This window comes from Pseudomonas sp. IT-P218 (assembly GCF_949767605.1).
Lineage (GTDB): Bacteria > Pseudomonadota > Gammaproteobacteria > Pseudomonadales > Pseudomonadaceae > Aquipseudomonas > Aquipseudomonas putida_AE.
In genome coordinates, this window is sequence record NZ_CATKQQ010000029.1 from 1 (window position 1) to 22,476 (window position 22,476).

19 protein-coding genes and 3 pseudogenes are annotated in these 22,476 nt (G+C 59.9%); 18 read left to right on the forward strand and 4 right to left on the reverse strand.

Annotation, left to right across the window (positions count from 1 at the left end):
• Nucleotides 1-225 precede the first annotated feature (225 nt).
• Both ACM6I6_RS17260 and potE read right to left on the reverse strand, forming a co-directional pair.
• Nucleotides 226-2,511, reverse strand: a complete 2,286-nt coding sequence (locus ACM6I6_RS17260; RefSeq protein WP_274076925.1) for an Orn/Lys/Arg decarboxylase N-terminal domain-containing protein — start codon at nucleotides 2,509-2,511, stop codon at nucleotides 226-228.
• A complete protein-coding gene (gene potE / locus ACM6I6_RS17265) occupies nucleotides 2,508-3,917 on the reverse strand; it encodes a putrescine-ornithine antiporter (protein ID WP_274076926.1) in 1,410 nt (469 codons plus the stop codon). The genes ACM6I6_RS17260 and potE overlap by 4 nt, the downstream gene beginning before the upstream one ends.
• A gap of 182 nt (nucleotides 3,918-4,099) precedes the next feature.
• Here potE and ACM6I6_RS17270 point away from each other — a divergent pair, with 182 nt between their 5' ends.
• The 11 genes and pseudogenes from ACM6I6_RS17270 (at nucleotide 4,100) to ACM6I6_RS17320 (ending at nucleotide 15,323) form a co-directional block, all read left to right on the forward strand.
• Nucleotides 4,100-4,429, forward strand: coding sequence for a hypothetical protein (locus tag ACM6I6_RS17270; protein WP_414920302.1), 330 nt, complete (start codon nucleotides 4,100-4,102; stop codon nucleotides 4,427-4,429).
• Between the two features lie 202 nt (nucleotides 4,430-4,631).
• On the forward strand, nucleotides 4,632-5,048 hold the full coding sequence (locus ACM6I6_RS17275) for an organic hydroperoxide resistance protein (protein WP_274076929.1): 417 nt from the start codon (nucleotides 4,632-4,634) through the stop codon (nucleotides 5,046-5,048).
• Between the two features lie 184 nt (nucleotides 5,049-5,232).
• Entirely contained in the window at nucleotides 5,233-6,150 is a 918-nt protein-coding gene (gcvA, locus tag ACM6I6_RS17280) for a transcriptional regulator GcvA (RefSeq protein ID WP_274076930.1), read from the forward strand.
• A gap of 243 nt (nucleotides 6,151-6,393) precedes the next feature.
• Nucleotides 6,394-7,581, forward strand: a complete 1,188-nt coding sequence (locus tag ACM6I6_RS17285; RefSeq protein ID WP_414920303.1) for an aromatic ring-hydroxylating oxygenase subunit alpha — start codon at nucleotides 6,394-6,396, stop codon at nucleotides 7,579-7,581.
• Nucleotides 7,582-7,590: 9 nt separating this feature from the next.
• The gene (locus tag ACM6I6_RS17290; protein WP_414920304.1) at nucleotides 7,591-9,036 is read left to right on the forward strand and encodes an aldehyde dehydrogenase family protein; all 1,446 of its coding nucleotides are present in this window, start codon (nucleotides 7,591-7,593) and stop codon (nucleotides 9,034-9,036) included.
• A 5-nt stretch (nucleotides 9,037-9,041) separates the two neighbouring features.
• Nucleotides 9,042-9,206: pseudogene (locus tag ACM6I6_RS17295) on the forward strand (rubredoxin); the annotation flags it as partial.
• Nucleotides 9,195-10,439, forward strand: coding sequence for an FAD-dependent oxidoreductase (locus ACM6I6_RS17300; RefSeq protein ID WP_414920309.1), 1,245 nt, complete (start codon nucleotides 9,195-9,197; stop codon nucleotides 10,437-10,439). The pseudogene ACM6I6_RS17295 and the gene ACM6I6_RS17300, both read left to right, overlap by 12 nt.
• A 10-nt stretch (nucleotides 10,440-10,449) precedes the next feature.
• On the forward strand, nucleotides 10,450-11,778 hold the full coding sequence (locus ACM6I6_RS17305) for an FAD-dependent oxidoreductase (RefSeq protein ID WP_323607921.1): 1,329 nt from the start codon (nucleotides 10,450-10,452) through the stop codon (nucleotides 11,776-11,778).
• Nucleotides 11,775-12,146, forward strand: a complete 372-nt coding sequence (locus tag ACM6I6_RS17310; protein WP_274076934.1) for an ethanolamine utilization protein EutQ — start codon at nucleotides 11,775-11,777, stop codon at nucleotides 12,144-12,146. The genes ACM6I6_RS17305 and ACM6I6_RS17310 overlap by 4 nt, the downstream gene beginning before the upstream one ends.
• A gap of 24 nt (nucleotides 12,147-12,170) precedes the next feature.
• A complete protein-coding gene (locus ACM6I6_RS17315) occupies nucleotides 12,171-13,418 on the forward strand; it encodes an MFS transporter (RefSeq protein WP_274076935.1) in 1,248 nt (415 codons plus the stop codon).
• Between the two features lie 228 nt (nucleotides 13,419-13,646).
• Entirely contained in the window at nucleotides 13,647-15,323 is a 1,677-nt protein-coding gene (locus tag ACM6I6_RS17320) for a BCCT family transporter (RefSeq protein ID WP_323607920.1), read from the forward strand.
• A 135-nt stretch (nucleotides 15,324-15,458) separates the two neighbouring features.
• On the opposite strand, the pseudogene ACM6I6_RS17325 reads toward ACM6I6_RS17320, so the two are convergent.
• Nucleotides 15,459-15,659 (reverse strand): annotated as a pseudogene (locus tag ACM6I6_RS17325) (LysR family transcriptional regulator); the annotation flags it as partial.
• A 28-nt stretch (nucleotides 15,660-15,687) separates the two neighbouring features.
• Nucleotides 15,688-15,892: pseudogene (locus ACM6I6_RS17330) on the reverse strand (HlyD family secretion protein); the annotation flags it as partial.
• A 100-nt stretch (nucleotides 15,893-15,992) separates the two neighbouring features.
• Between ACM6I6_RS17330 and ACM6I6_RS17335 the strand changes: the two are divergent.
• The 7 genes from ACM6I6_RS17335 (at nucleotide 15,993) to ACM6I6_RS17365 (ending at nucleotide 22,123) form a co-directional block, all read left to right on the forward strand.
• Nucleotides 15,993-16,619 (forward strand): TetR/AcrR family transcriptional regulator, encoded by a 627-nt coding sequence (locus tag ACM6I6_RS17335; protein ID WP_414920305.1) that lies wholly within the window; start codon nucleotides 15,993-15,995, stop codon nucleotides 16,617-16,619.
• Nucleotides 16,612-17,130: a G/U mismatch-specific DNA glycosylase gene (gene mug, locus ACM6I6_RS17340; RefSeq protein ID WP_414920306.1), complete on the forward strand. Its 519-nt coding sequence runs from the start codon at nucleotides 16,612-16,614 to the stop codon at nucleotides 17,128-17,130. Before ACM6I6_RS17335 ends, mug begins: the two co-directional genes overlap by 8 nt.
• Nucleotides 17,131-17,450: 320 nt before the next feature.
• The gene (locus ACM6I6_RS17345) at nucleotides 17,451-17,930 is read left to right on the forward strand and encodes a hypothetical protein (RefSeq protein ID WP_274076940.1); all 480 of its coding nucleotides are present in this window, start codon (nucleotides 17,451-17,453) and stop codon (nucleotides 17,928-17,930) included.
• Nucleotides 17,931-18,037: 107 nt separating this feature from the next.
• A complete protein-coding gene (locus ACM6I6_RS17350) occupies nucleotides 18,038-18,595 on the forward strand; it encodes a polysaccharide biosynthesis/export family protein (protein ID WP_406592295.1) in 558 nt (185 codons plus the stop codon).
• A gap of 56 nt (nucleotides 18,596-18,651) precedes the next feature.
• Nucleotides 18,652-19,740, forward strand: coding sequence for a hypothetical protein (locus tag ACM6I6_RS17355; RefSeq protein WP_414920307.1), 1,089 nt, complete (start codon nucleotides 18,652-18,654; stop codon nucleotides 19,738-19,740).
• Between the two features lie 20 nt (nucleotides 19,741-19,760).
• On the forward strand, nucleotides 19,761-21,323 hold the full coding sequence (locus ACM6I6_RS17360; protein WP_414920308.1) for a GumC family protein: 1,563 nt from the start codon (nucleotides 19,761-19,763) through the stop codon (nucleotides 21,321-21,323).
• A gap of 11 nt (nucleotides 21,324-21,334) precedes the next feature.
• Nucleotides 21,335-22,123: a CpsD/CapB family tyrosine-protein kinase gene (locus ACM6I6_RS17365; RefSeq protein ID WP_274076944.1), complete on the forward strand. Its 789-nt coding sequence runs from the start codon at nucleotides 21,335-21,337 to the stop codon at nucleotides 22,121-22,123.
• Nucleotides 22,124-22,476: the final 353 nt, after the last annotated feature.

A 22,476-nucleotide genomic window follows, 5' to 3' on the forward strand; every position in this document is an offset into this window, starting at 1 on the left:
CCCCGGGAAGGATTTGTCGAAGGCTTCCAGCGCCTTGAGATAGGAGTCACCGGGCGGGCAGGGTTGGCGCTGTGATTGAATTTGCCCATAGGCATTTGGACCGACGTAGATCCAGATGTGGAATGAGATCCCCTGTGGGAGCTAGCCTGCTGGCGATGGTGGGTCATCCACATTGATGTCGACTGACACTCCATCGCTAGCAGGCTAGCTCCCACATTGGCTTGCCTACTTCAGTACCAGCATCCGATAAACCCCGGCCTCGGCTTCGATCCCGTGGGTGTCATGGGTGAATCCAGGGAAGGATTTGTCGAAGGCTTCCAGCGCCTTGAGATAGGCCAGCAACGGACCGTCGGCAGCCCCGGCGTTCTCACCCGGCATCAGCAACGGAATACCTGGTGGATACGGCACGATACCGGTGGCGGCGATGCGCCCGGCGGCCTGTTCCAGGGTGACCAGTTCGATCTCGTTGCGCACCAGTTTCTCGTAGGCCTCCACCGGGCTGAACACCGCTTGCGGCAACGTGCCGAATGCCTGGGACATGGCCGAGGTGGTCTTGTGTTGCTTCATGGCGGCAAAGATTTCGTCAGCCAGGTCCTTGAGGCCCATGCCGGCGTAGCGGGTCTGGTTACCGGCCAGCAGATCCGGCAGGCACAGCTCCAGTTCGACGTTGTCGTCATAGTCGCGCTTGAAGTCCAGCAGCGCGTTGACCAGGGTGCCCCACTTGCCCTTGGTGATGCCGATGGAGAACAGGAACAGGATGGTGAAGTCGGTGGTTTTCTCGACGACGATGCCCTGGCGCCCCAGGTACGCGGTCAGCACGCACGCCGGGATGCCGGTCGGGAGTAGATTGCCGTCATCACCCATGCCGGGGCTGAGCACCGAGACCTTGATCGGGTCCAGCATGCAGTAGCCTTCCTCGATGTCACCGAAACCGTGCCACACCTCGTTGGGGTGAAGTACCCAGCAGTTCGGCTCGGTTTTGAGCAACACAGGATCGACTTCGTGGAACGGCACCGTGGCATTGCCCACCTGCACGGTCGGCGGCTGCCAGCAGGTGAAGAACCAGTCGTCCTTGCTCAGCATCTCGTGGTGCATGCGCGAGATGACCTGGCGGAAAGACACGGCTTCCTCGATGGATTCGCTGGTGAGGATCTGCCCGCTGGGCGCTTCCATCATCGCCGAGCTGACGTCGCAGGAGGCCATGATCGCGTAGTTCGGCGAAGTCGAGGCGTGCATCATGTACGACTCGTTGAAACGCCCGTGTTCGATCGGATTACGGCCGTTGCGCACGTGAATCATCGAGGCCTGGGACAGGGCCGCCAGCAACTTGTGGGTCGACTGGGTGGCGAACACGGTCGGCTTCGACGCATCGTGATCGTCCGGGCTGCCGTGCATGGCGTGGCGGTCGCGGTACAGCGGGTTGAAACGCGCGTAGCCGTACCAGGCTTCGTCGAAATGCAGGCGGTCGACGCTCTGGCCCAGCAGTTCTTCGACGCGTGTGACGTTGTAGGTCAGGCCGTCGTAGGTGGAGTTGGTGATGATCGCGTGGACCGGCGTCGGGTCGATGCCGTCCTTGACCATCGGGTTGTTGGCAATGGCCGCTTTCACGCCTTCGGCGCTCAGGGTTTGCGGGAGGATCGGGCCGATGATGCCGTAGCGGTTGCGCGTCGGCACCAGGTAGGTCGGCAGCGCCCCCGACAGGGTCATCGCGTGCTCGGCGGACTTGTGGCAATTGCGGTCGCACAGGGCGATCTGGTTGCGCGTGACGCTGGCCATGAGGATCACGCGGTTGGACATCGACGAGCCGTTGGTGACGTAGTAGGTGCGATGGGCGCCGAACACCTTGGCCGCGTAGCGCTCGCCCTGGCCAATGGGGCCGCTGTGATCGAGCAGCGAACCCAGTTCACCGACCGAGATCGACAGGTCGGAACGCAGCAGGTTTTCCCCGAAGAACTCGTAGAACGCCCGGCCCGCAGTGCTTTTGAGAAACGCCGTGCCACCGGCGTGACCGGGGGTGTGCCAGGAATATTCGTAGGACCTGGCAAACTTCACCAGTGCCCCGAACATCGGCGGCAGGGCGGCCTGGCGATAGCGCTCGATGGCCGCCATGATACGTCCGCTGAGGAAGCGGCTGGTGTCTTCGGGCAGCCAGATGAAGTCGTCGGCGTGTTGCATGACCAATAAAGGAATGCTCGACGCGGTGGTCCGGTCGCTGATCAGGAACACCGGCACGCGGGTGTTGCGTTCGCGCAGTTTGACCAGCAACTTGATGCAGTCTTCGTGATCTTTGCTGGTGTCCATTTCCCAGCTGATCAGCACGCATTGCACGGCCGGGTCCGAACGCAGGATCGACGCCGCATCGCTGAGGCTTTCCGAGGCCAGTACGCTGACGCCACGACCCTCTACGTCGCTGACCAACTGATCCAGGGCGCGGCCAAACACTGTGCGCTTGTCCGCCGGGTCGCTGACCAATAGCGCGAGCATCCCGAGTGAATGTTTATAGTCCGTCATGCGTTAACCTCCAGAGTGGCTTTATTCAGGCTGTTCACCGGCACCGGTTTGCCAGTGAGGTGCTGCGCGCTGACGGTCTGTGTCGGCACGCTGTTGTTGAGCGCTTCAAGGCGAATCAGGCGATTGTTGACGAAGCCGAAGAGCGTGTAGCCGAAGATGGTCGCCACGCCGCCGAGCATCAGCGCCTGCTCGCCCGAACTGTAGAGCGCCAGGTAGCTGTAGGCCGCGGCCACCCAGGCAATGATGTTGGTGGCCAGCGCCTTGCCGGCCGGTACGTTGGACACCTTCTGCATGGTCATCAGCGCGGCCATGGAGAGGATGTAGGGCACCAGGTTGGTGACCACCGCGAGGTTGACCAGGGTGTCGAACTGTTTACTGAGGTCCGGGCTGATGGTGAGGAAACCCAGCGCCGTTTGCGCGGCCAGCAGCACCAGCATGCCGACGATCGGGGTTCCGGCCTTGTTGGACTTGGCGAAGATCGACAGGAAGTAACCGGTGTCCGCCGAGCTTTTGTAGACCTGGGCAATGGTGAACTGCCAGCCCAGCAGCGAGCCGATGCAGGCCAGCACCATCGCGGCCATCACGATGTCGCCCACCAGGGGGGTGAACATCTTGGCGAAGACCAGGCCGAACGGAGCGGTAGAGGCGGCCAGTTCCGGGTTGTCGACGATGCCGGCGATGACGTTGGTGGACACGATGTAGATCACCGCCGCGCCGAGGGTGCCGCCGAGAACCGCGATCGGTACGTTCTTTTCGGGGTTCTCCACCGCATCGGTGTTGGCGCACGCCGATTCCAGGCCGAGGAAGGCCCACAAGGTGATCGCTACCGAGGCCCCCGCGGCGTCGAGCCAGCCCATGTTGTGCGGGTTCCAGCCAGCGGCGTACACGCTGCTGTCGAACCAGAACCAGCCCACGGTGGACACCAGCACCACCGGCGCAATCACGCCCCAGACGGTGACTGCGCCAATCCGGCCGGTAATCCGCGCACCGCCAAAGTTGGCGAACGTGGTGATCCACAGCAGCGCAATGGTCGCCAGGCCCACTTGCAGCGAATCCAGTTGAATGTGGAAAAGCTCCTGGATATAGCCGACCGCGGTAATGCTGATCGCCACGTTGGCAATCAACAGCGAGAGGCCATAGGTGTAGTTGGTGATGTAGTTACCGGCCTTGCCGAAGGTGTACTCGGCGTATCCGCCCATGCCCCCCGTTTTTCGGCTGAGCATCCCGCATCGTGCAAAGGCATAGGCCAATGCCAGTGAACCGGTGGCAGTGATCAGCCAGGAAAGTATCGAAATTCCCCCGACTTCCGCGAGTTTAGAGGGAAGTAGAATGATCCCTGAGCCCAACATGTTGACTGCGGTCAACATCGTCAGTTGCCCCACACTCATTTTCTTTGCGACTGACATTCCGTTGCCTCTTTAGTTGGCGGAGAGAGCTTAGCTATAGCAAAGTTTTGAAATGTCGCAAGAAAATGACTTTCGTTTACTGATGCAGGTCAAGGAATTGCACAGAAGGCATTATGCTGGCCCCCATGTTCTTCGCTTGTCGCCAGAATCGCTTCATTTTCAGGCGGTTAGGTGGAATGCAAATGCGCAATGTCTGGGTCGTGCTGATCTCTTTCGGCGTCGCGGGTCTTACGGTTTCTGCCCAGGCCAGGGAACTGAAGCCCGGTGATACTTATATGTGCAGTTGGGGCGCGGGCACCGCGGCAAGAGCCCAGGAACTCAAGTTGTCCGGGGTTTCGCTGTATGCGGCGCGGCAAAAAATCCAGTCGTACAAGTTCGCCAAGTCGTGGATGCGGATGATGGCAATGGGCATTACCGAACAAACTTACGACAGCCCGACGCGGATCAAACCGGCGGCGGTTCGGCAGAGTTTTTATGATGATTGTTTGAAGTACAAGTTGGCGCGTAAGTAAGATCAAGAGATCGCAGCCTGCGGCAGCTCCTACAATACCGTGGCCTGTAGGAGCTGCCGCAGGCTGCGATCTTTTGATTTTATGGCCTTTGTCGGATCGGGCGCCGGGTCGGGCAACGCCGTCTATATTGAATGCCTGGCACCCAGCCGGAACGCCGATTCACCTGACATTGCATGAACCTCAATTCAATCAGGAGATCATCATGACCCAGCTCGACAAAGTCCTGTACACCGCAAAAACCCACACCACCGGCGGCCGGGATGGCGCATCGCGCAGTTCCGACGGCATTCTCGATATCAAGCTATCGTCGCCTGGCGCCGGTGGCGGCGGCACCAACCCGGAGCAACTGTTCGCCGCCGGTTGGTCAGCCTGTTTCATTGGCGCGATGGGTGTCGCCGCCAAGGAACTGAAAGTTGCACTGCCCAAGGACGTTGCCGTCGACACCGAAGTCGACCTGGGCACCAATGAAGGCGGCTACCTGCTGCAGGCACGGCTGAATGTGAGCCTGCCGGGCCTGGATCGCGAAACCGCGCAAAAACTCGTGGATACCGGCCACAAGTACTGCCCGTACTCCAAAGCCACCCGCAACAACATCAACGTCACGGTCAATCTCGTTTGATTTGAAAAAGGTCCTGGCGACAGTTCAGGGAAGAGCATCGCCAGCGCCTGCAATAATGGCTATTTACCCAATCCAGGTCTGCGTCTGAAGCATCCGGCAGCGAGCTATCGATGCCGCTGTCCACCCGCTACGGCAGGGGCTAGACTGCCGCGATAAAACATAATAACGACGTGACCTGCCTTGTATGAAAATCCACCCTTTACCGCCACTCAACAGCCTGGTCGCGTTTGAAGCGGCAGCGCGGCATTTGAGTTTTACCCTGGCTGCGCAGGAATTGAACGTCACCCAAGGGGCAATCAGTCGACAGGTTCGACTGCTTGAAGACTATTTGGGCAAGGTTCTGTTCGAACGCACCACCCGCACGATTCACCTGACCCCGGCAGCCAGCCAATATTATGAAACGGTCCGTGCATCATTGCTGCAGGTGGCCCAGGCCACGGGTGAAATTCGCCATTGGCAGGGCGCCGGGCAAGTGACGGTCGCCACCAGTACCGCGATGGCTTCACTTTGGCTGTTGCCTAAAGTGAGTGAATTCCAACGGGAAAACGAAGAGATCGACCTGCGGATCATCGCCCATGACCAGGTCAAGGATTTCTCTCGCCTGGATTGTGACCTGGCCCTGTATTACTGCCGGACGCCGCCCAGGGACATGCAGGTCACGCCGTTGTTTTCCGAAGAGGTCTTCCCGGTGTGCAGCCCCGCTTACCTGGCCAAGCATCCAGACCTGAGCAAGCCTGAGGACCTGGCAGCCTGCACCTGGCTGTTCCTCGACGACCCGCAGCGGGACTGGATCGGCTGGCCCGAATGGTTCCGCAGCCTGGGCTTGAAAAACGTCGAGCCCAAGCGCCGGATCAATATCAATAGCTACTCGATGCTGATCCAGTCGGCTATCGGCGGACAGGGTATTGCGCTGGCCTGGTCGAATCTGGTCGATGATCACCTGCACAAGGGTGCCCTGGTACGACCGCTCGACACCGTGTTACGCACAGACGCCCAGTTCTGTTTGCTGGAACCCTTGACGCGTTCTGGCATGCGGCAAAGTGTAAAACGCTTTCGCACCTGGCTGATGAATCAACTGCCAGCGCCGCAGGACGACGAGTAACGAAGTTGCCATGGCTGTCATTCAGACCCACTGAATCACTCTAAGTCTCATATCTCGAGCCCTCGGTATTTTTAATGCCGAGCGGCCACTTTCGCATGCGTATATTTATGACAAAAAGTCATGAGTCGCGCCGCAAATATCGTTTGTCGTGACACCCCCTGTTTTCCCAAACTGGCTGCCAGCGGACCTTGGCCAATGCGCCTGCCGACCTTCCAATACCGTGCCCAGCAGGGGAGAACAATAATGAGCAGCATCCAGCAAATTCCTGTGCATCAGCTTGAAACCGTCCTCAATCCGATCCACGAAGCGACCGGCCTCGGCAACGAGTTCTATACCGAGCAACGCTACTTCGAGCTTGAGCGCGATCAGGTCATGGGTAAAACCTGGGCCTGTGTCGGTTTCGCGAGTGATCTGGGCAAGGCCGGTTCGGTCAAACCTGTCGATTTCATGGGCTTGCCTTTGCTGCTGATGCGCAACCGCGAAGGCCTGGTGCAGGTGTTCCATAACGTTTGCAGCCACCGCGGCATGAAGCTGGTGGAGGAGGCCGGTGAGGTGCAGGGCGTCATTCGTTGCCCTTACCATTCCTGGACCTACGACCTCAATGGCGGGCTGCGCGGCACTCCCCATGTCGGCGGCATCGACCAGCACAAGGACGACCGCTTCGCCTGTGAAAAACACGGCTTGAAAGCGATCCGCAGCGCGATCTGGATGGACATGGTGTTCATCAACCTGTCCGGCGATGCAAAACCGCTCGAAGACATGCTGGCGCCCTTGACCACACGCTGGACGCAGTTTCTCGGCGAGGATGGCATGAGCCTGCTGCGCCGTCGTCCGGGACATGACGCCACCACGCTGGACATCAACTGCAACTGGAAGCTGGCGGTGGAAAACTACTGCGAAGCCTACCACCTGCCGTGGGTGCACCCGAGCCTGAACTCGTACTCGCGCCTGGAAGACCACTACAACATCATTTTTGACCAGCATTTCGCCGGCCAGGGCAGCTACGCCTACAACCTGTCGGACGTTGCCGGCACGCATCTGCCGAAATTCCCGGCCTGGCCGCTGGATCGCCTGCGCAACGCCGAATATGTCGCATTCTTCCCCAACGTGCTGCTCGGCATCCAGGCCGACCATGCCTTCGCCATGCAGCTGGAGCCGGTCTCGCCGGGACGCACCATCGAACACCTGCGCCTGTTCTATGTGGGCGACGACGCGGCCGGCAGCGATGAGTTCAGCGCTTGCCGCGAGGCGATCCTGGAGTCCTGGAAAGTGGTGTTCGCCGAGGACATCAGCTCGGTCGAAGGCATGCAGAAAGGCCGTCATTCCCCAGGCTACAAGGGCGGGGCGTTCTCTCCGGAAATGGACATCCCGACGCACTTCTTCCACCAGTGGGCCGCGCGTCAACTGCTCGCCACCACACCGTCTGCCTGAGGAGGTCCCATGTATCCGATAGCCTCCCACTGGCTCAATTACATCGACGGTCAATGGCGCGACAGCGACCAGCATCTGGCGGTGCACAACCCGGGAACGACCGAGCCGGTCGCGACCATTGCCCAGGCCAGTGTCGCCGATGCCGAGCGGGCGTTACTGGCTGCCCGCCGCTGTGCCGACAGCGCTGAGCTGACCCGTGCGCGTCCTGCGCAGCGGGTCACCTGGCTGCTGCGCATTGCCGAGGAAATTCGCGCTGTGGCCGATGAGGGCGCCTGGGTGCTGTGCCAGGAAAACGGCAAGCGTCTTTGCGATGCCCGGGACGAGTTCATCGAGGCGGCGCGCTACTTCGAGTATTACGCCGGCATGGCCGACAAGATCGAGGGCACGTCGATCCCGCTGGGCAATGGCTACATGGACTTTACCCTGTACGACCCGATGGGCGTTTCGGCCCAGATCGTGCCGTGGAATTTCCCGGTGTCGATCTGCGCCCGTTCGCTGGCCCCGGCCCTGGCGGCGGGCAATGCGGTGGTCATCAAGTCCCCCGAGCTTTCACCGCTGGGCGTGTGCGTGCTGATCCGCGCCATTGCCAAGGCCGGCTTGCCCGACGGCGCGGTCAACCTGATTTGCGGCCGCGGTCGCGAAGTCGGTGCGTATCTGGTCAGCCATCGCGCTGTCGATCAGATCGTGTTCACCGGTTCCGTACCGACCGGCCAGTCGATCCTGCGCGATGCCGCCCAGCATGCGATTCCCAGCGTGATGGAACTGGGCGGCAAGTCCGCGGCGATCGCCTTCGCCGATGCGGACCGCGAGCAGCTGCTGGCCAGCGTCCAGTCGGGCATCTTCTTCAATGCCGGCCAGGTCTGTTCGGCGATGTCGCGGCTGCTGGTGCAGCGCGAGATTTATGAGGAGGTGGTCGAGGCCGTCGTCGCCATGGCCCAGGGGCTCAGCGTCGGCCTGGGTCAGGACGACGCCGACCTCACTCCCGTGGTCAGCGCCGGGCAACTGGCGGGCATCGAAGACTTGTGCCGTCGCGCAGTGGAAGACGGCGCGATAGCGGTCACCGGTGGTGAAGCCTTCGCTGATCGGGCCGGGCATTTCATGCGCCCGACCGTGTTCCGCGACGTGACCCCGCAGATGTGCATTGCCCAGGAAGAGGTGTTCGGGCCGGTATTGGCCATCATGCCGTTCGACACCGAAGACGAGGCGATTGCCATCGCCAACGGCACTGAATTCGGCCTGGTGGCCGGGGTGTTCACCCAGGACATCAGCCGCGCGATGCGCTGCACCCGCCGCTTGAAATCCGGCCAGGTGTTCGTCAACGAATGGTATGCCGGCGGCATTGAAACACCGTTTGGCGGCGTCGGTCTGTCGGGCTTTGGTCGGGAAAAGGGCCAGGAAGCCTTGTACAGCTACGTGCGCACCAAGAACGTAGCCATCCGGGTGGCGGGGGAGTGAATAGTATGTTCAAGACCTGGCTTTGCATCGTGTGTGGCCTGATCTACGACGAGGCCCTGGGCTGGCCCCAGGACGGCATCGCCGCCGGCACCCGTTGGGAAGATGTCCCCGAAGACTGGATGTGCCCCGAATGCCACGTGGGCAAGGCCGATTTCGAGATGCTCGATATCAGTGAGTACACCCAGGCGGCCGCTGTCGCCAGCGTGCCGCTCAGCGCGCCGCCGCTGCCTGTCGCCGCACCGTCGCCGCGTCAGCCGATCGTCATCATCGGCAGCGGTTATGCCGGTTACGGCCTGGCCCAGGCGTTGCGCAAGGCTGACCCCAAGGTCGAGATCCGCGTGCTGACCCAGGAGTCCGGTCACCTGTACTCCAAACCCGCGCTCTCGGTCGGGCTGTCCCAGGGCAAAAGTGCCGAAGCCTTGTCCGGCGAATCGCCGCTGGCCATCGAGCAGCGTCTGAACCTGCGTGTCTATCCACACTGCAAGGTACTGGGTATCGACAGTTCGGCGCGGCGCCTGCGCACCAGCTTCGGTGACATGGAGTACGGCCAGTTGGTCCTCGCCAGCGGTGCGCAACCGATCCGCTTGCCGATCCAGGGCGATACTTCAGCGCTGATCAGCGTCAATAATCTGCAGGACTATCACGGCTTCCGTGAGCGCCTGGGCGGCGTGCGACGTGTCGCCATCCTCGGGGACGGCCTGATCGGCTGCGAGTTTGCCAACGACCTGGCCCACAACGGTTTTGACGTCGATGTCATCGGTCTGGGCCGCTGGCCGATGGAGCGCCTGTTGCCCGTCGACGCCGGGCAGATGTTGCAGCACGCGCTGGGTGAACTGGGAGTGAACTGGTATCTGCAGAACACCCTGCAAGCCATCGACTCCAAGGGACAGGGCTATCGCCTGACACTCGCCGATGGTCGCACCCTGGAGGCCGACCTGGTGTTGTCTGCCGTCGGTCTGCGCCCCGACCTGAGCCTGGCCGAAAGTGCCGGCGTGGCGGTTGGACGAGGCATTCAAGTGAATGCGCAGCTGCAAACCTCTGTGCCGGGCATCTACGCCCTGGGTGACTGCATCGAGATTGGCGGGCAGCTGCTGCCTTACCTGGCGCCGATCAACCAGGGCATCCAGGCGCTGAGCAAAACCCTGCTCGGCCAACCGACCGCCGTCGACTACCCCTTGATGCCCGTCACGGTCAAGACCCCGGCCGCGCCGCTGTGTCTGTTGGCGCCTGCCATCGCTTGCGAAGGCGAATGGCGCTGCACGCCGACCGAGGATGGCTTGTGCGCCGGTTTTTATGACACCCAGGACCAGCTCAACGGCTTTGTCCTGCTCGGTCGCCAAGCGCAAACGCAACGCAGCGCATTGCTGCAATCCTGTCAGCACACCCAGCAGGCTGTCGCCTGAGGCCAGACCCATGAAAAACACGATCAACCTGCCTTATGACGATGCGAGTTGCGGCTGGTATGCAGCGCTGCCCGAACAACCGGCCTGCAAGCGCCTGTCCGGCGAACAGCGTGCCGACTACGCCGTGATCGGCGCGGGCTTTGCCGGCCTGGCCGCGGCCCGTCGCCTGGCCGAACATCATCCGCAAGCCCGTATCCTGTTGGTGGATGCGCAACGGGTCGCCCATGGGGCTTCCGGGCGCAACTCGGGCTTTGTGATCGACCTGCCGCACAAGTTCGCGCTGGAGCATCCGGACCCCGCGCACAAACAGCGGTTGCTGTCGCTCAACCGCGCCGCGATTGCGCAGTTGCAAGGCCTGGTGCAAACCCGTGGGATCGATTGCCAATGGTCCCATGCCGGCAAGTACCAGGGCGCCGTCGGCGAACGTGGCCTGGCCTACCTGGAGCATTTCGAACGCCTGATGAGTGACCTTGGCGAACCGTTCCGCCGGGCCGATAGCGCCGAGCTGGCCAAGGTGCTGGGCACCGGTCATTACAGTGGCGCGATCTACACCCCCGGTTGCTACCTGATGCAACCGGCGGCTCTGGTCACGGGGCTGGCCCGGACCTTGCCGGCCAATGTCGAGTTGCTGGAAGAATCACCGATCCAGCGCCTGGAGCGCGACGGCCGTGGCGGCTGGATCCTGCACGGCACGGCAGGGCAGATCCGTACCCCACAGCTGCTCCTGGGCACGAGTATCTTCACCCAGGAGTTCGGCTATCTGCGCAATCGCCTGTTGCCGGTCATGACCTTTGCCAGCTGGACCCGCCCGTTGACCGATGCGGAACTGGCCACCTATGGCGGCCAACTGGACTGGGGACTGACCCCGGCGGATCACGCCGGCACGACGGTGCGCATGACCCAGGACCGCCGCCTGATCATCCGCAACACCTACAAGCACGTGCCCAAATACGGCCGCAGCACCAGCGATGCCATGCGTTCGAAAATACAGGACTCGCACCGCAAGGCTTTCCTGGCGCGTTTCCCGCAACTGGCCGGGGTGCCTTTCAGCCATACCTGGGGCGGCGTCTACGCCATCTCGCGCAACTTCACCAACTTTTTTGGCGAACTGGAAAACGGTGTCTACGCATCGGCGTGCGACAACGGCGTCGGCGCGGCCTGGGGCACCATCTCCGGGACGATGCTGGCTGATCTGGCGGTGGGTGCCGATTCGGTACAGCTCAACGATATCCGCGCGGTGACCGGCATGCCCTCGCTCAACCCACCGGAGCCTTTTCTCGGCCTGGGCGTTCGCTCGCGCATTCGCCTGGCGGCCTGGACCAGCCGGAGTGAGCTATGAGCCAGGCGGATAACGGCAACCGCCGGGTGCTGCGCATCGACCATCAGGACCTGGACTTCACCTTTCGCGGCGGCCCGCCAGGCGCCGCGTACGTGGCGCGAGCCCTCAGCAACGAAATCTCGCCGAACATCGGCGTGGGTTTTGCCCGCTGGGAAGGTGCGCAAGTGGCCTGGACGGTGCTGTACGACGAGGTGATTTTCGTGATCGAGGGTTGCTTCGAATTGCGCGTTGGTGACGAGCTTTTTGAGGTCACGCCCGGGCAGTTGCTGTGGATTCCCGAAGGCACCGAACTGGTTTATGGCGGGCATGCGTTGTTCGGGTATGTGGTTCACCCCGGCAACTGGAAGCAAATTCACGGCTTGGCTTGAAGCGCAATTCTCGGGGATCGCACGGTGATAAGACTGACAAAAACCTTCGGTGCTCTTTATCTGGCCAGCCTGTTGATGCAGCTGGGATCGACTTTGCTGATGACCTATCTGGCACTGCGCCTCAATGCGATGGGGGCGAGTGAAACGGCAGGTGGTGCGTTGATGGCCGCCAATGCCCTGGGGATGGTGCTGGGTGGCTGGGTCGGGCGCAGCCTGATCGCACAGGTCGGGCATATTCGAACCTATGCGGCCTGTGCCGGACTGATTGCGGCAGCGGTTCTGGCGCATGAGTTCAGTACGTCCCTGCCTTTCTGGCTGGTGCTGCGGGGGCTGGTCGGGCTGGCCATGATGTGCCAGCTGATGGTGCTGGAAAGCTGGCTCAACGACCAGGCCCGGACCGAGCAGCGCGGCAGCGTGCTGGCGCTGTACATGGTCGCCAGCTACGTCGGCATGATGCTTGGTCAGTTGGCCTTGAGTCTCGACGAGGGGTTGGGAATCCGTGCGCTGTTGGGTGTGGCGATGGTGTTTGCGCTGTGCTCGGTGCCGGTGGCACTCACTCGCAGCGCCCATCCGACGGCGGTGCCCGCGGCTTCGATCGACCTGCGATTGTTTGTGCGGCGCATTCCGCAGTCCCTGGTGACGATTCTGGTGTCCGGCATGATCAATGGAAGCTTCTACGGGCTGGCGGCGATCTATGCCAGCAAACAGGGACTGGAAACAGCACAGGTCGGCCAGCTCATGGCGTTGACCATCGGTGCCGGGCTGTTGGCGCAGTTGCCGTTGGGCTGGCTCTCGGATCGTCTGCCTCGGGCAAGTCTGATCCGCGCGGTGGCGGTCTTGCTGGTGCTCATCAGCCTGCCGCTGGGCTTCAATCAAGCGCCTGCATTCGTGACTCTGCTGTGGTTCGGCTCGGCGATCGGCTTTCTGCAGTTCTGCCTCTACCCGTTGGGCGTGGCGTTGGCCAACGACAACATGGAGCCGCAACTGCGCGTTTCGCTGTCGGGCATGTTGTTGATCACCTTTGGTGTCGGCGCCTGCATCGGTCCGCTGATTGCGGGTGTGCTGATGGAGTTCTTCGGCACCTCAAGCTTCTACTTTTTCTATGCCGGCAGCGCCGCGTTGCTCGCACTGTGCGTAGGCCAGGCGAAAGTCACGGGTAAGCACCTGCAAAAGGATGCGCCACTGCATCATCCGGTGACGCCAAACGGGATTGCCAGCTCTAACCTGGTTTCGGTGGCTGACCCTGTGGGTGAGTGCGTCGACGGGCGTTAAGTGGAGGAGGGCGAGCCGGATTTATTGATGCGTTTTACTCATGAGTCGGTGATTAAAAATGGTTTGAACGATGGTCAGGTTTCAATCATCTTGGCGATGCTGCCAAAACCGAGTTAGACCGGAATTAATCTGAAGATATACAGCGCCCTGATGTCATTCGATATCAAGGGGGCAGTATCTTGCGGAATACTCTCTAAAACCCTTAAACAAAAACAAAAGGGGAAAACAATGCGTGCGCAATCAGGCGTGTTAAAAGGCTTGAATCCGAATGTGACAGTCGCTTCGATATTAGCGGTGATCTCATTTGTTCTGTTTTGTGCATTTAAAGACGAGCAGGCAGCCAAGGCCTTTGAAATGGCTTCGGTGTTTATCCTGCATAACTTTAAGTGGTATTACATCGCCCTGATCAGTGGCGTACTCGGTTTGCTGCTGTATATCTCCGTCAGCCGTTTCGGCAATCTCAAACTGGGCACCGAGCACGATCGGCCCGAGTTCAGTTTCGCTTCATGGATTGCCATGCTGTTCAGTGCGGGCATGGGCATCGGGCTGATTTTCTGGTCTGTGGCCGAACCCATGCTGCACTATGCCGACAACCCGTTTTCCAAGGGCCTGACGGACGAGTCGGCCACCCTGGCGATGCGCATCACCCTGTTCCACTGGGGCCTGCACCCATGGGCGATCTTCTCCATGATCGGCCTGAGCCTGGCCTACTTTGCCTACCGCAAAGGCTTGCCGCTGGCCCTGCGTTCGCTGCTTTACCCGCTGATTGGCGACCGTATCTACGGCTGGATCGGCCATGTTGTCGATATCATGGGTGTCGTCATTACGGCCTTTGGTGTTTCGCAGTCCCTCGGTCTGGGCGTTGCGCAGATCAATACCGGGCTGCATCAGGTATTCGGTATTCCGGTCAGTATCGGGTTGCAGTTATCGATCATTCTGGTTGTGAGTATTATTGCCTGCATTTCGCTACTTGCCGGGCTGTCAAAGGGTATGAAGCGTATTTCCACGCTTAATATGTACCTGTCATTTATTTTGATGTTGGCGGTACTGGCTATCGGGCCAACTCGCTACATCCTCAACTTGATGTTCGAATCCACCGGCGACTATGTACAAAACATCGTCGGCCTCAGCTTCTGGATGGACACGCAGAAAGACAGCGAATGGCAAAACTGGTGGACGGCGTTCTACTGGCCATGGTGGATGACCTGGGGTCCTTTTGTCGGCCTGTTCATTGCGCGGATTTCCAAAGGCCGGACCATCCGTGAGCTGGTGATCGGGGCGCTGGTGGTACCGACCATGGTGACCATCCTGTGGATGTCGGTGTTCGGTGGTGCTGCGCTGAAAAACGAACAGCAGGATCGCCAGGCTTATCAGGCTTCCGTTGCCAGCCAGGTTGTGGGTCAGGAGCAACCGAAGTTCGAAGGCGGCACGGTGCTGCTTGCCACCAAGAAAGAAACCACGGCGGCGATGTTCACGCTGGTTCAGTCACTGGATGGCCCTACTGTTGGCGCCGTTCTCTCGATACTGGTGTGCGTGTTGCTCGGTGTGCACTTTGTCACCACGGCAGATGCCGGAACCCAGGTGTTGTGCACCTTGTGTGCCCTGGGCAGCACCAATCCGCCCAACTGGATCCGGTTGCTGTGGTGCATTCTGGAAGGGGCGATTGCGGCGGGCCTGCTGCTCGCCGGGGGACTCAAGGCCATTCAGATGGCGAGTATCGCCGCCGGATTGCCGATCGCCATGTTGCTGCTGGTGATGTCGTACACCCTGATTCACAGCTTGCGCAAGGAGATGCCGAGTGTGCCGGCGTGGACGCCTGCGGCAGAGGTTTTGCCGGGAATTGAGCGCCGTGAATCGGAATCGAGTGGGGTGCGTGTGGCTTCATTGGCTTCTGCACAGGCTTAAGGCGCGCCATCGCTCGGGCATTCCCCCTCATTTTGTTAACAGTGTTTGTCCGGCGCTGCGCTGTTTGGCGCCGGGCTAAACCCCTAGCATCGTCTCTACCGAATGAACCAACCCGGTTGGGTCGACACTCTATCCTCAGAGGTTTTTTGTTTTTTTTGAAGAGCGGGCAATTTTGTCATCGGCAGCCAGCAACCCGGGCAGGTAGTCCTTGAGAAACTCCACCCAGGTTTTTATTTTTGCATCGACGAATTTTCGTGAAGGGTAGATCGCAAACAGATTCAACTCTTCAAAATGAAATTGCGGCAATACCCGTACCAGGGTGCGTGCCTTGAGGCCGGCCCGCGCTCATGAATGGCCCGGGACCGAACTCGGTGGCGACCAAGGTTTTCTTGCGGGCAAAATCCCTTCTGGTCGAAGTCCGCCGACTCCTTGGCCGATTGCCGTTCAACCTGCTGTTGACGGCAGATGGCCTTGAGCCCATCGATGCGCCGCCGCGCCACACTCAATTGCGCCTGGGCACGCTCGATCGTGATCTGCAGAGGCTTGGGGTCGAGGCGAAACAGCACTTCGCTTGAACAAACATGGATCAAGGAATTCGTGGTTCCTTATTTTTGTGCGATGGTGTAAAAATATCCCCTCATCCACCTTCCTGCAAGGATTTTGTACGATATGGAACAAAATAAAGTGGCAGAGGGCAAAGGCCGCGGCCGGCCCCGCGCGTATGACCCGCAGACAGCGCTGCAACAAGCCCTTGGTGTGTTCTGGAGCACCGGCTATTCCGGCGCCTCCCTGGACAGCATCGCCACGGCGGCCGGAATGAATCGCCCCAGCCTCTATGCGGCCTTCGGTGACAAACATGCCCTCTACATCAAGGCGCTCGAGCAGTACTGGGAATTTGCCGCCGCCGACATGCAGGCCGCGCTGAGTGACAGCGCACTGACCTTGCGCCAGGCACTGATGCGTTTCTATGAGGGGCAGCTGTCGATCTACTTCTCGGGCGAGGGTCAGCCACGCGGCTGTTTCGCGATTGGCACGGCAACGACCGAGGCGGTCGAGGATTCGCAGATCCGTGAGGTGCTGGGCGATCGCCTGGGCAGGCTGGATGCCGATCTGGAGGCGCGCCTGCGCACCGCCATTGAAGCCGGCGAATTGAACAGCGATGTCGATGCAGGGGCGCTGGCCGTACTGGCTTCATCGCTGCTGCACAGCATTTCGATCCGTGCGCGGGCGGGCAAGTCCCGGGCAGAACTTACGGCGCTCGCATCTAATGCGGTCGATGTGATCTGCGGTGGGTGAGGGGCTCGACGATATATTGGCGCAGCAACTGGACGTGGTGTTTTGTGGCATCAACCCCGGCGTGACGGCCGCGGCCCAGGGGCACCATTTTGCCGGGCGCGGCAATCGCTTCTGGCGCACCCTGTACCTCGCCGGTTTTACGTCACAGCAACTGTTACCGGAACGAGACAGGTCCATCCTCGAATATCGCTGTGGTTTGACCGCGGTGGTCGAGCGACCGACGGCGCGGGCGGATCAGCTGTCGACCGATGAATTTGTCGCGGCCGCGGCGGCCTTCGAACAAAAGATAAGCAGGTTTGCGCCACGTTTCGTGGCATTTCTCGGCAAGGCGGCGTACTGCGCCTTGTCCGCCCAGCGCGACGTTGCCTGGGGGCCGCAGCCGAAAACCTTTGGCAATGCCGCGGTCTGGGTCCTGCCCAATCCCAGTGGGCGAAATCGCGCCTTTACCCTTGAGCAACTGGTGGATTCCTACCGCCAACTGTACGTGGCTGCAGGCGCGCGCCTGTTTTAACGCGAGGGCGTCGCTTGTTCCATACGAAGCGATCAACGTATCGCTCGACGGCATCTTCATTGCATTCATTTAAGTGAACGTCGTGCGTTTGACAGCGTTTTTTTGCGAGGCTGCTGCACACAGAATCACTTGCTGTCTCTGGCACATTGCTTGGATCCATTGCGGCGTTTTTTTGACGTTATCCGGCCGGGTTTTATATTTCTATTTATTATTGTGACGTGCTATTGACGTACTGGCTATCTGCTTATAGGCTCCATTTAGCCTGATTCAGATTTCTTCAACCGACCAATTGCAAACCCTCAGCGCAGGGAGGCGGTTATATGCGGACGACAGTTTTCATTAAGTTGATGGTGTTATTTGCGACTCTGAATGGAGTAGCCGCTTCCATTGCCCACGCGGCCAATTTGCCCAATGAAATTAGTCGCATAAGCAGTGCTTGCGAAGGGGCACGGGCTCAAGCCGCCGTGGCTTCGACAGGGGCTGCCACTGCTGCCACTGCCAGCCTTGGCACAGACCTTGGTGGCTCTTCGCCAGATACCCAAAGTGCTCAACTTGCGAGCGCTGATTCTGGATCCAAGTCTGGAGCAAATGCTTCCGTCAATACTTCAGCGTGCGACGGTTTAATGGCGAAAGTTGCCACGCAGGCATTCGCGATCGATCCAGTCCAGGACAAGGGACTGACCGGAGAATCGGCGTTCCACGACACTCAACCCAATGCACTGCCGGTATCTGCGGTTGTATGGTTATTCTCTTCCGCACTATTGGGATTCATCGTTGTTGCCAACCGGCGCAAGATCTAGGTGCCAGTTTTACGAGACAGGTTTTTCCAGGTGTTACAGCTTTAAAGAGGACGCTGATTGTTACGGTTGATCCTCATTAGATGTGCTAACCAGGCGGAGGAATTCAGATGCTGCGTTTACTGTTACCTGCACTGTGTGCGCTGGCTATTGTGCCCAGCGTGGCCCGTGCCGCCGAAGACAGCCCCTATCTCCTGAATTCTGGAGATAAGGTTGAAGTGTCCATCTGGGGCGAGCCAGTGGAGAAATTAGAGCGCGTCGATGTGCTGCCCAATGGCTACATCACTTTGAAGCTGGCAGGGCCGGTCAAGGTCAAAGGGCTTGATACGTCTCAAGCTGAAAAGATAATCACTGACAAACTCACCAAATATTATCCCGATCCGGTGGTCAGCGTTGTTGTCACCGAGGCCAAGGGCAATGTCGTCTATGTCCAGGGCAAAGTACTCAAGCCTGGCAAGGTGCAGTTGGCCGGTGATACCGATGTCCTGCAACTATTGGGTGAAACCGGGCCCCTCGACAAGTTTGCGGACAAGGACGAAATCAAGCTCTTGCGGCGCGAAGGGAAAACCCAGAAAGTAATGCCCGTTGATTACAGCGCTCTCATTTCCGGGAGTGACATGTCCACTAACTACGAACTTAAGGCCGGCGATACGCTGGTCGTTCCCTGACATTGCGCGATGCATTAAGGATTAACTTGCGTTCATTGCAAACAACCGGAGTGGTGATGGCAATATTGACTTTGCCATGTTCCGGCATGACCTACGCCGGCACCTGGCAGTCGGAAGTTGCGCTGCCCATGACAGTCGAGCACGACAGCAATCCATTGCTCTTGACGAGTGACGAGAAAGCGGTGACTCGAACGATCATTGCCCCCGATTACACGCTGGTGGGTAATTTTGATCGGGATCAGTGGAAGTTTGGCCTGGGTGTCAATGTCGAGCGCTCGTCCGACACCGACGTCGTGTCCAATCGAGAAGATCCGAGGCTGTCGTTTGGCTGGCAGCGTGAGACCGAAAAGGGTAGCTATGGACTCACGGCGCGATACATCGAGAGTTCGACGCTTTCCACGGAAGTCCAGCAGACCGGTGTAACAGACTCGACCGACGGCACGCAGAAGCTCTCGAACATCGGCGGTAACTGGCGAAGTGCGGTGACCGAGCGCAGTACCCTGGTCAACGAAATCGACCTCACCCATGTCGAATACGACACCGATTCGCTTACCAACTACGATGAGCTGACCAACCGTTTCAGCTGGCTTTATCAATGGAATGAGCGGACCGAACTGTTCACCCGTTTCGAAGCGACGCGCTATGAGCCCAAGGACGAGACTACCCTTGGCTCCTCGAACAGCTACACCCCGGTGGTCGGCGTGAACTACCAGATCTCGGAGCGGTTCACGGGATCGGTGTACGGCGGCGTCAACAAGGTTTCCGACAGCGACAGTGGACCCACGGGCCAGGGTGGCGTGAACCTGCGTTACACCGGTGAGCGTGTCGAGTCCTTCGTCGAAGCCAGTCGTAGCACGATCGCCAACGGCGAGGACGGCCTGGTCGAATCCGATGAGCTACGGGGTAACGTGAGTTATCTGCTCGACGAGACCAGTCGTGTCGGTGTCGATGGCTCCTGGCAGGAAACCAAAGGGGATGCGCCCAGTACCTTTCGCACATACGGCGCCTATGTGAGTCGCGAACTCTCGCCTTTTTGGCTTGCACGCCTATCCTTCACCTACAAAGAGCGCGAGCGAGACGGCTTGCCAAACGCCGATGCCAACATCATAGGGATGACCTTGATCTATAGTCACCCCGACTTCTGACCTTCAGCAGCGTGGTATTTATGTCCTCTGAATACGAAATGTCGGTCAACGACTACATTGCAGTAATCAAACACCGGGCCGTGCTGTTGGTTGTGACTGTGGCCGTGATAATCGGGGCGAGTGTATTGGTGGCGACGTCCATGCCACCGATCTATCAGTCGTCCGGGACTATCCTGGTCGAGTCGCAGCAGATATCACCGGACCTGGTGGCGGGGAACAACAATACCTTTGCTGACGAGCGCATCGAGGTCATCCGCCAGCGCGTGATGACCCGCGAGCATCTGGAGGCGATCATCAACAAGTACAATCTTTTCGAAACGGGCAGCCGGCGACTGACCCTGACCGAAAAGATCGAAGAGATGCGCAATGCGATTTCGGTCGCCCTGGTCAGTGCGGCGGTCAAGGGGCGAGGCGAAGTGACGATTGCCTTTCGCCTGGCCTTCGAGCACCGGGAGCCGGAAGTGGCCAACGAAGTGGCCAAGGAACTGGTGACGCTGTTCCTCAACGAGAACATCAAGCAGCGCACCGAGCGCGCCAGTGAAACCACCGAGTTCCTGACCCAGGAAGCGAACAAGCTGCGCACCGAGCTGGAAGTGCTGGAGAACAAGCTGGCGGACTTCAAGCAGGCCCACGGCAATGCGCTGCCCGAGCATCAGGAGCTGCGCATGAACATGTTGTCGCGCTCCGAACTCGAACTCAAGGATATCGACCGCGACTACAAGGCGGCCAACGAAGAGTTGCGCTTCCAGGACCTGGAACTGTCGGCGGCCCATGCCGGTCTGGCGACCAGGGCGGCTACGGCGGGTGCGGTGGCTGAACCCGTGCAGGACCTGGCCAGCCTCAAGGCCGAGTACGCCCGGTTGCAGGCGATGTATACGGATGCCCACCCGGATGTACGGGCGGTCAAACGCAAGATTGCCGCCATGCAGGCAACCCAGGGCCGCGGCAGTTCCGTCACCCCGGTCAGCCTGGACGTGGCCAGGGTGCAGGCGCGCATCGCCGGCTCGGAACAGCGCATGCGCTCGCTGGCTTCGCAGAAGCAGGAACTGCTCAACAAGATCGCGACCCTGGAGAGCCAGATTCTCGAGGCGCCGCAAGTGGAGCGCGGCCTGGTCACGCTGATGCGCGACCATGAAAACGCCCGCAAGAAATACGAGGAAATTCGCACCAAGGAGATGAGTGCGAAGATTACCGAAAGCCTCGAGCAGGAAAACAAGGCCGAGCGTTTTGTGCTGCTCGAGGCGCCGCTGATGCCGGAAAAACCAGTGCGGCCGAACCGCAAGAAAGTCGTGGCCCTGGGCTTTGTGCTCGCGCCGGTAGGGGCGGGTGCACTGGTGATGCTGCTCGAGATGCTGAGCCAGCGGGTACGTGGTGTCGACGCGCTGACCAGTGTACTGGGCAGGCGCGTACTGGTTGCCATTCCCTATATTCATACCCAGGCGGAACTGGATCGTCGCAAACAGTGGCGAACGATACTGGTGCTCTGTGGCGTCGTGTCGATCGTGGTCTCCCTGGTGCTCCTGCACTTCCTCTACATGCCACTGGATCTGCTGATGTTCAAAGCTCTGGCGCGGTTTGAATAAGGAATATTGCGATGGAAATTATTAAGCCACCTCTGGGTAAGGGCGAACAATCGCCTTCGTCAGGCCTGGTGATCTCATCATCCGGGCAGCCTGCACCGGTCAATGCGCTCAGTTACGTGCAAACCAGGGTTGTACCGCTGCGGGCAGAGCACCTGGAGCGCCATCGCATTGTCGCCTACAACAAGAATTCGAACATGGGCTGGGCGTTCGACCTGCTGCGTACCCAGGTCCTCAAGGCCATGGAGGAAAATGGCTGGCGCACGCTCGCCATCACCTCGCCGACTCCGGAGGCGGGCAAGTCGGTGTTGGCGATCAACCTTGCCATGAGTATCGCGCACCACACGACCAAGACAGCGCTGCTGGTGGATTTCGATTTGCGTTGTCCCAAGGTGGGTAACTACCTGGGGCTGCCGATGGAAAAATCGCTCAATGAATTGCTGACCAACGAAGCGGAACTGCAGGAGGTCCTGGTCAATCCGACCTTGCCGCGTTTTGTGGTCCTGCCAACACGCGAACCGGTCCCGCTGTCCACCGAGGTGCTGTCGTCGCCGGCGGTGGGGGAATTGATCATGGATTTGCGCGATCGCTACAGCTCTCGCGTCGTGATCTTCGACTTGCCGCCGGTGCTCAGTTCGGACGATGTGATTACCATCCTGCCCAAGTTCGACTGCGTGCTGCTGGTGGTCGCCAATGGCATGAACACCAAGAAAGAGATCGAGGAAAGCCTGCATCACCTGGGCAGGGCCAACCTGATCGGCACGGTGCTGAACAAGTCCGGGCCGGCGAAACGTCCTTACTAATGCTCTGGCTTCTCGGGTCGCCGCAGAAGGCGGCCTGACAGCCGACCCATCTTCCACGGCCGTACCCGATCCACTGTAGGAGCTGGCTTGCCAGCGAAGACGGCCTCAAGGTCGACCAATCTCTCACGGCTGTATTCGATCCCCTGTAGGAGCGGCTTGTCGGGTCGCCGCATCGCAGCGATGGCGGTATAACGGCCACCACCGCATCGCCATCAAGCCGGCTCCTACAGATCTGTGTCACGCCACAAACCCAACATACCCCACAAATCTGTAGGAGCTGGCTTGCCAACGAAGACGGCCTCAAGGTCGACCAATCTCTCACGGCTGTATTCGATCCCCTGTAGGAGCGGCTT

Excerpts from the sequence above, each read along its gene's own strand:
- ACM6I6_RS17290 (WP_414920304.1), top strand. The coding sequence starts at position 7,591 with ATGTATCCGATAGCCTCCCACTGGCTCAATTACATCGACGGTCAATGG.
- ACM6I6_RS17350 (WP_406592295.1), top strand. The coding sequence starts at position 18,038 with ATGCTGCGTTTACTGTTACCTGCACTGTGTGCGCTGGCTATTGTGCCC.
- ACM6I6_RS17275 (WP_274076929.1), top strand. The coding sequence starts at position 4,632 with ATGACCCAGCTCGACAAAGTCCTGTACACCGCAAAAACCCACACCACC.
- ACM6I6_RS17285 (WP_414920303.1), top strand. The coding sequence starts at position 6,394 with ATGAGCAGCATCCAGCAAATTCCTGTGCATCAGCTTGAAACCGTCCTC.
- ACM6I6_RS17260 (WP_274076925.1), bottom strand. The coding sequence starts at position 2,511 with ATGACGGACTATAAACATTCACTCGGGATGCTCGCGCTATTGGTCAGC.
- ACM6I6_RS17270 (WP_414920302.1), top strand. The coding sequence starts at position 4,100 with ATGCGCAATGTCTGGGTCGTGCTGATCTCTTTCGGCGTCGCGGGTCTT.
- ACM6I6_RS17310 (WP_274076934.1), top strand. The coding sequence starts at position 11,775 with ATGAGCCAGGCGGATAACGGCAACCGCCGGGTGCTGCGCATCGACCAT.
- ACM6I6_RS17360 (WP_414920308.1), top strand. The coding sequence starts at position 19,761 with ATGTCCTCTGAATACGAAATGTCGGTCAACGACTACATTGCAGTAATC.
- potE (WP_274076926.1), bottom strand. The coding sequence starts at position 3,917 with ATGTCAGTCGCAAAGAAAATGAGTGTGGGGCAACTGACGATGTTGACC.
- ACM6I6_RS17365 (WP_274076944.1), top strand. The coding sequence starts at position 21,335 with ATGGAAATTATTAAGCCACCTCTGGGTAAGGGCGAACAATCGCCTTCG.
- ACM6I6_RS17320 (WP_323607920.1), top strand. The coding sequence starts at position 13,647 with ATGCGTGCGCAATCAGGCGTGTTAAAAGGCTTGAATCCGAATGTGACA.
- ACM6I6_RS17345 (WP_274076940.1), top strand. The coding sequence starts at position 17,451 with ATGCGGACGACAGTTTTCATTAAGTTGATGGTGTTATTTGCGACTCTG.
- ACM6I6_RS17300 (WP_414920309.1), top strand. The coding sequence starts at position 9,195 with ATGCTCGATATCAGTGAGTACACCCAGGCGGCCGCTGTCGCCAGCGTG.
- ACM6I6_RS17305 (WP_323607921.1), top strand. The coding sequence starts at position 10,450 with ATGAAAAACACGATCAACCTGCCTTATGACGATGCGAGTTGCGGCTGG.
- ACM6I6_RS17355 (WP_414920307.1), top strand. The coding sequence starts at position 18,652 with ATGGCAATATTGACTTTGCCATGTTCCGGCATGACCTACGCCGGCACC.
- ACM6I6_RS17335 (WP_414920305.1), top strand. The coding sequence starts at position 15,993 with ATGGAACAAAATAAAGTGGCAGAGGGCAAAGGCCGCGGCCGGCCCCGC.
- gcvA (WP_274076930.1), top strand. The coding sequence starts at position 5,233 with ATGAAAATCCACCCTTTACCGCCACTCAACAGCCTGGTCGCGTTTGAA.